General features: G+C 41.4%; 7 protein-coding genes and 1 pseudogene. 2 read left to right on the forward strand and 6 right to left on the reverse strand.

Annotated features, from left to right (window positions below; translation table 11 throughout):
* Positions 1-551 (reverse strand): DUF1543 domain-containing protein (locus tag VLN09_RS01190; protein WP_325243303.1); only part of this gene is annotated, 551 nt, incomplete at its 3' end.
* A 200-nt stretch (positions 552-751) separates the two neighbouring features.
* A complete protein-coding gene (locus VLN09_RS01195; protein WP_325243305.1) occupies positions 752-2,173 on the reverse strand; it encodes a DASS family sodium-coupled anion symporter in 1,422 nt (473 codons plus the stop codon).
* 385 nt (positions 2,174-2,558) lie between these two features.
* On the opposite strand from VLN09_RS01195, the gene VLN09_RS01200 reads away from it, so the two are divergent.
* On the forward strand, positions 2,559-2,720 hold the full coding sequence (locus VLN09_RS01200; RefSeq protein WP_325243307.1) for a hypothetical protein: 162 nt from the start codon (positions 2,559-2,561) through the stop codon (positions 2,718-2,720).
* Positions 2,721-2,769: 49 nt separating this feature from the next.
* Here the strand turns inward: VLN09_RS01200 and VLN09_RS01205 are convergent, their stop codons facing one another.
* Together VLN09_RS01205 and VLN09_RS01210 are read right to left on the reverse strand one after the other, a co-directional pair.
* Positions 2,770-3,468 carry a YoaK family protein gene (locus tag VLN09_RS01205; RefSeq protein ID WP_325243309.1) on the reverse strand — a complete coding sequence of 233 codons (699 nt, stop codon included), beginning with the start codon at positions 3,466-3,468 and terminating at the stop codon, positions 2,770-2,772.
* 111 nt (positions 3,469-3,579) lie between these two features.
* Positions 3,580-4,386 (reverse strand): enoyl-ACP reductase, encoded by an 807-nt coding sequence (locus tag VLN09_RS01210; RefSeq protein ID WP_325243311.1) that lies wholly within the window; start codon positions 4,384-4,386, stop codon positions 3,580-3,582.
* Positions 4,387-4,748: 362 nt separating this feature from the next.
* Here VLN09_RS01210 and folE point away from each other — a divergent pair, with 362 nt between their 5' ends.
* Entirely contained in the window at positions 4,749-5,345 is a 597-nt protein-coding gene (gene folE, locus VLN09_RS01215) for a GTP cyclohydrolase I FolE (RefSeq protein WP_325243313.1), read from the forward strand.
* Positions 5,346-5,476: 131 nt separating this feature from the next.
* Here folE and msrA read toward each other — a convergent pair whose 3' ends face one another.
* Together msrA and VLN09_RS01225 are read right to left on the reverse strand one after the other, a co-directional pair.
* Positions 5,477-6,649: a peptide-methionine (S)-S-oxide reductase MsrA gene (msrA, locus tag VLN09_RS01220; protein ID WP_325243315.1), complete on the reverse strand. Its 1,173-nt coding sequence runs from the start codon at positions 6,647-6,649 to the stop codon at positions 5,477-5,479.
* A gap of 227 nt (positions 6,650-6,876) precedes the next feature.
* Positions 6,877-7,394, reverse strand: a pseudogene (locus tag VLN09_RS01225) (iron-containing alcohol dehydrogenase); the annotation flags it as partial.

The raw sequence follows: 7,394 nt of genomic DNA on the forward strand, positions 1-7,394 counted from the left end.
TATTCTTTATCTTCTACGATATCTATAGCTTCATCAAGCGCTCTAGCAAGAGGCTTGATAATGATTTTAACATTTGAGATAAGATCGTTGACGTTATATATGTCGTCTATATCTACTTCAAACTTGTCATCAATATGTGAGACAGCGTTAAAAGGCGATGCTTTATCTTTAAAAGTAAACTGCTTATAAAATTCGCTCTGCTTTGCTTGTCTGATCGCATCTGCTTGATTGGCAGCAACAATGAGGAGTTTGTAATGAAATTCTTCAAAACTGCCCTGCTGATAGCCGCCCAAATTGATAAAGAATAACTTTAAGTCGTTGGCACACTCTACTTGAATACTTGACTCCACTAATTTAATCGCATAATTATCAACCTTGCTAATAGCGCGGTATGAATCAATGTGCCATTTATTTTTCACTTCAGGCCAATGGTTATTGATATCTACTATTAACTCATTAACTTGATTGGCCACACCAAAAAAAATATCGTGTTGCTCAATCAATCGCCCTTTCGGGCGACCGCCTAGCTGAACCATATATAGGGTTGGCATTTCATACGTTCCTTATTAGATAAATCTAGTCAATTAATGGTCAGTTAAATCTGCTTTGAGCAGCTAATAGATCATAATAGCAAGCAAGAAATGATAAGTATTTTATACAGAAATTATTGTTACTCTTAAATACAAAACCCAATGTTCAAGAATCACTTAAACATTGGGTTTATTCGGTTGTAACTGTTTTTACTCATAGGTTATAGTAAGAAAAAATATGCCCACAAACCTATGATAAAGGTAGAAATAATATTCAGTATGATACCAACACGTATCATCTCTGTCTGCTTAATAAGACCCGTCCCAAACACAATAGCATTTGGTGGCGTGGCAACTGGTAGCATAAATGCGCAAGAAGCACCGAGACCAATAATCATGACTAATACTGCAGGTGGCAGACCCATTTGCTCTCCAATGGCAGCAAACACAGGGACTAACAAGGCTGCAGAAGCCGTATTAGAAGCAAATTCTGTCAAGAATATAATGAATGCTGCAACTGCAAGGACCACTACGATAAGCGGTGCAGAGGACAGTCCATTAGCAACTGCTTGACCAAGAACCAATGATGCGCCTGAAACTTTTAACACCGTTGATAGCGCAATACCACCACCGAACAACATGAGTACGCCCCAGTCGGTATTGTCAGAAACTTGCTTCCATGATACCAACCCTAAGCTAACCACTGCTGATGCTGCTAACAGTGCCACAATAGAATCAACGTCATCAATATTAAGTGCGGCACCAATTTGCTTCGAGAGTATCCAGCTCAGCGCGGTGACGATAAAAACAATAATCGTCAGTACACGTGGTTTATTCCATGCGATAGGCTCATCTTCGTTCAATGTTACCTGACGATTAAGATTGGGCTTAAGGAATAAATACATGGCACCGAGCAATAATGGCAATAGCACTAACATCATTGGAATACCAAACTTCATCCAATCAACAAAAGCGATATCAAGTGCTTTGGCAGCAATAGCATTGGGTGGTGAACCAACAATCGTACCCAAACCACCAAGGCTGGCAGAATAGGCAATACCTAATAGTACGAACACAAAAGTGCCACGGTCTTTTTCGCGGTCAACCTGCGTTAGAATACCAAGTGCCAGTGGCAGCATCATCGCTGCAGTAGCCGTATTTGATATCCACATCGATAAAAATGCGGTCACCCCAAATATTAAGAATACCGCATTCCTCAGATTACCACCTGACATTGATAGAATCTTAAGCGCAATTTTCCTGTCTAATTGCTGCACATGCAATGCCGCCGCTAGTGCAAAGCCACCAAAGAACAAATAAATAATTGGGTTAGCAAAGCTTTGTAAGCCAATTTCAGCATCGAAATCCGGTAAACCAATTAGCGCTCCTATGACCACCACTAATATTGCTGTAATCGTCACATGCACCGCTTCGGTTAACCATAACACGCCGATAAAGAACAACATGGCGAGGCCTTTATTGGCACTGATATCGTACGGCAATATATTATAGATAAACAGACTAATAACCGCCGCGATAGCGACAACTATTAACCCTTTACCGGTACCTTTTGGGAAGGTATCCGTAAATAAATACTCGTTGCCATCGGTAGGAAGATGGCTGTCTAGTTTTTTCTCTGACATATAATGTCCTTATTGTACCTAAAGACGGTGTTAAAAATTATAAATATAAAGACTTATTTCAGCCGTTAACCATACCTTTATAATCGTACTTAATAACAGTACTTACAAAAATAAGGTGCCATCATAGCAGAAATATTATCCACCAAAATATTATCAATATAGACATATTGAAAACCTTGTCAGAAATATAATCTTCATTTCATCTATCCAAAACCAATTGGCTTTATAAATATGGCTTTAAGTCTATTTTGAAAAACCAGAAGTCGAGTTGATACAAAGTTACATACTGTCACTAAATATGCTCATATCTTCCCTGTACAACTCATAAGCTGTATAACATACTGAGTTGGTGAAGAACGTTAATAAAAATAAATAGGAGATTCTCATGGCAGATGACAACAAAACTAACTCAACGACTAAGATGGCAAGACAAGACATCAATCAAGATGGATTGGCCAAAGAAGATCAGCAACGTACCGATGACTCAGCTCTCGATATGATGCAGGGCATGCACGAACACGAAGATCATAAAGACGACGACAAGTAATCTATATAGATTTCATTGAAATAAAGTTTAAAAATAAAAAAAATGCTCATCAAATAGATGGGCCTTTTTTTTGTCTTGGCTGCCTCTTTTCTGGCAGACTATCTGAAGCCCGGTTATAGACAAAGGCAGCAGTCAATACAATAGCGATTGGTAAGAACAAAGCACCGTAGCCTACTCTGGCATATAAAAAAGCCCCGACAACACTACCAGCGCAAAAGCAGTACCAAATAATTGCCTGAAAGCCTAATGTCGGCTTACTAATGCAACGACCTGCCAGCCAATTACCAATGGCAGCACCCATATCTGAAGTCAGCCCTGTTAAATGCGTAGTACGAATAACCGCCCCGCTATAAGTTGCTACCATTGCATTCTGTAACCCGCATGCCATGGCGGCGGCAAGCTGTCCTAAATAATCATGCTGCTGATATAACCAATAGCTCAGCAACAACAATGCCGCTTCCATATAAAGCGCACTGCCGTAATGCCGACCAAGCTTCAACGACGTCTGACCGATAACAAAACCACTCAATACCGCCCCTGCCAAGAAAGACAGCAGTAGCGCACCGATATATAAGATACTTCGACCATCTAAATGGGCTATCGCGGCTGAAAACAAGCTGACATTACCTGTCACATGCGAAACAGATAAGTTGGTAAAACCCATCAATGCTGCCGTATTGACACAGCCTGCACTGAATGCCAGTACGGCGCCGCCCCACAATATCCATCTTGGTAATTTGGTTATCATATTCGTCGCTTAATGGTTTATCAGCAAAAAGCCGTTATTATAACTAAAAAAGGCAGCCAATTGGCTGCCTTCCTTACTTCTCAATATAAATGGTTGAGAATTACCTTTTAACTATTTCGTCTCATCAAGCATCATTAGCTGCTCGCTGATGGCAACGGTATTAAAACCGGCATCAACGAACATGATCTCACCAGTGATACCAGAGGCCCAAGGTGATAGTAAGAAAAGTGCTGCGTTACCGACTTCCGTTTGCGTGATGTTGCGTTGTAGCGGGGCGATTTTTTCACTGATATCGAGCATTTTACGGAATGATTTGATGCCACTTGCCGCAAGCGTACGGATAGGACCGGCAGAAATGGCATTAACACGAATGCCTTCACCGCCCATAGAAGTGGCAAGGTAGCGAACACTCGCTTCAAGACTCGCCTTTGCCATACCCATAACGTTGTAGTTTGGCAATACTGAAATACTGCCTTCATAGGTCAGTGTCAGCATTGAACCATGGCGCATAGCAAGTAACTCACGCGAGGCTTTTGCTAATGCCACAAAGCTGTAGCTTGAAATATCATGAGCAATGCTGCTGCCTTCACGAGTAGTTGCATTGACAAAATCGCCATCAAGCTGATCCATCGGTGCAAAGCCAATTGCATGTACCACACCATTGATACCATCACCCCAATGAGCAGTGACTTGCTCGAAACAAGCTGCAATAGACGCATCTGATGCCACATCACACTCAAGGACTAAGTCCGCCTCAAACGCTTCCGCTGCCATATCCACACGTTTTTTTATCTTATCATTAGGGTATGTCAGGATTAATGACGCGCCTTCACGATGTAGTGCTTCAGCGATTGCCCAGGCAATAGATAGTTTGCTTGCGATGCCAGTAACGACAAAGCGTTGTCCTTGTAGTAGCATAATATTTCCTTTTAAGTCAATTTAGGTGATTTAAATGATCGATTATTTTTAATAGTTGGCTAACAAATAGCGAGTGGAAGTACCAATTGAAAGATGACTTATTATACACGAATTGATTTAAGTAAACAGTCGTAAACTGTATTTGCGTACCCTGTATTAATCCCTCATCCTGCTTAATAATACCATCTAATATTGATAAAACGGTTAACTACTAGCCACAGCAGTATGAAGTTAAGTAGATTTCAAGTATAATCACAGCCCTCCCAGCTTGCACATTTTTTATAAAAATCCTTTACAACCATTGTTTGTAACCAAGGATTTAGCGTTAAGCTACACCCACATTTTGGATGGCTGCCAAACTTATGAGCAATACTGCAACAATAACATCAGATTATCAAGAAAGCATCGAATCCTATCGTCAGCTCATCGCCTCAACGGGTGAGGACTTGCATCGTCCAGGACTTGAAGATACTCCAACACGTGCCGCTAAAGCCTTTGCGCATTTGACCAAAGGGTATCATCAAAGCTTAGATGAAGTCGTTAATGATGCCTTGTTTCCATCGACCAACCGTGAGCTGGTATTGGTACAAAATATTGAATTTTATTCATTATGTGAACACCATATGTTGCCCTTTCATGGTGTCGCGCACATCGGCTATTTGCCAAATGGGCACGTATTAGGTTTATCAAAATTTGCCCGTATCGTTGATATGTTTGCTCGTCGCTTGCAAGTTCAAGAAAATTTAAGCGAACAAATAGCGCAAACGATTATGGATGTGACAGGTTGTCGCGGTGTGGCAGTAGTGATGGATGCCGCTCACATGTGTATGATGATGCGTGGTGTCAATAAGCAACACTCTACTACACGAACGATGTCGATGTTAGGTGAGTATGTACATGATAATCAAGCGCGCAATGAATTTTTAAGTGCGATACCTAAACGCCAACCAGCGTTTTAATACGCTAAAAAACGCAAACAATAGATCATTAAAAAGGATACCTGGCTAGGTATCCTTTTTTAATTTGCACTACTCAAGATTTTCAGGAATTGAATTATAATAAAGAATCATTGACGGTTATCAAACAAGGTCTAACTGACCGATTTCACTTCATCAATCCAACTACCATAACCTTCTGCCTCCATTTGCGCCAATGGAATAAAGCGCATCGCAGCTGAATTCATACAGTAGCGCTTGCCGGTCGGTGCTGGACCATCATCAAATACATGACCTACGTGCGAGTCAGCATAGCGACTACGAATCTCAGTACGGGTGCCAAATATTCCTCGATCTACCTTTTCCACGACCAAACTAGTATTCAATGGACGGGTAAAGCTTGGCCAGCCTGTGCCAGATTTGTATTGATCACGAGACGAATATAACGGTTCACCTGATACCACATCGACATACAGCCCAGGTTCTTTATTATCCCAGTATTCATTATCAAAAGCGCGCTCAGTACTGTCTTTCTGAGTGACATTATATTGAATATCACTGAGTGACTGTTTTAGCATTTCCTGTGTCGGCTTCACAAACGTATCTGGATCAAAGCCGACGCCCGCTTTGACTGTGTTCGATATTACTGACTTTGCATTGGTTGCAGTCGGTTTGAATTGACTAAAATCTAGCTCATAGTCTTTACCATAGACACTTTCGATAAACTGGTAGCGACCAGAGTTAAACGTATAGGCCTTATATCGTAGTGGATTCTTTTTATAATAGTCCTGATGATACTCTTCTGCTGGATAAAATTCGCTAGCAGGAACAATCTCTATCACTACTGGTTTCTTATAGACACCAGAAGCCTGCAGCGATTGCTTAGCAGCTTCAGCTATCTGCTTTTCTTGTTCATTATTATAGAAAATAGCCGGACGATACTGAGTACCTCTATCTACAAACTGACCCTTGTCATCGGTAGGATCAGCAATTCGCCACAGCGCTTGAACGATACCGTTGTAGGTAATCTTGGTCGGATCATAATAGACTTGAGCCGCTTCAGTATGCCCCGTACCACCAGCTGACACTGTACTATAAGTTGGACTTTCAGATTTACCACCCGTATAACCCGACACCACTTCTACGACGCCAGGAAGCTTTTCATAACCCGCTTCGACACACCAAAAACAACCACCAGCGACAGTCGCTACTGCTAGATTGGGATCGGTAGGCGCATAAGGATTGTCAATGGGCGTATTTTTTACAGTGGACGTATTTTCAGTAGAAGCACAACCGACATAAAAAGCACTGCTCGCTACTATAGCCATACCCACGACCTTAGCTGGTAACCTATAATTCACTAATAATTGGTGTGTCATGAAAGGCTCCTAAAGGTAATATCATGTAACTATCGTAACCTCTAGGTCTCACGGAAATATTCCTAAATTGTTATTTATACACACTATGCTAAATTAACAGTCATAAAAAAGCTTACTACTCTTCAGTAATAAGCTTTCTGTTATTTCAGCGCTGCATTATTTATTTAGCAAATAACCTATGCAACTTTATCTTTCTTAGTGTCAGTACTCGCAAAATCTTCACTTACCTGCTGAATTTCCATTAAGATGTCTTTTATTTCAGACGCTGACAGATACGTTGGCACTGCATAAGTATCACTGACTTCTTTTGCCGCTGCTTTGGCAATACTATCAAAATCGCTACTTTGCATCCCTTTGACGGTTGGATCGATATTTAAGCTTGCAATCAATTCACGTACTTGGGCGATTAGATGATCGGCGATATCGCTATCATTGCTGCTGGCTTGACCCGCTTTTACCAAGCCCGTTTTTCTAGCTAGCTCAGCCAATCTCTTTTTGCTCGCTTTGCGATTTACATCGAGCACATAAGGCAACACGATGGCATTCGCGCGACCATGAGGGATACTATAATAAGCGCCTAGCTGATGCGCGATGGCATGGACGTAGCCAAGACCTGCTTTGTTAAAGGCAATCCCGCCATAATGAGCCGCAATACCCATCTCTTCTCTGGCTTTCAGATTTCCGCCATCTTTAT

The sequence above is a fragment of the Psychrobacter sp. genome (assembly GCF_035469765.1).
Classification (GTDB): domain Bacteria; phylum Pseudomonadota; class Gammaproteobacteria; order Pseudomonadales; family Moraxellaceae; genus Psychrobacter.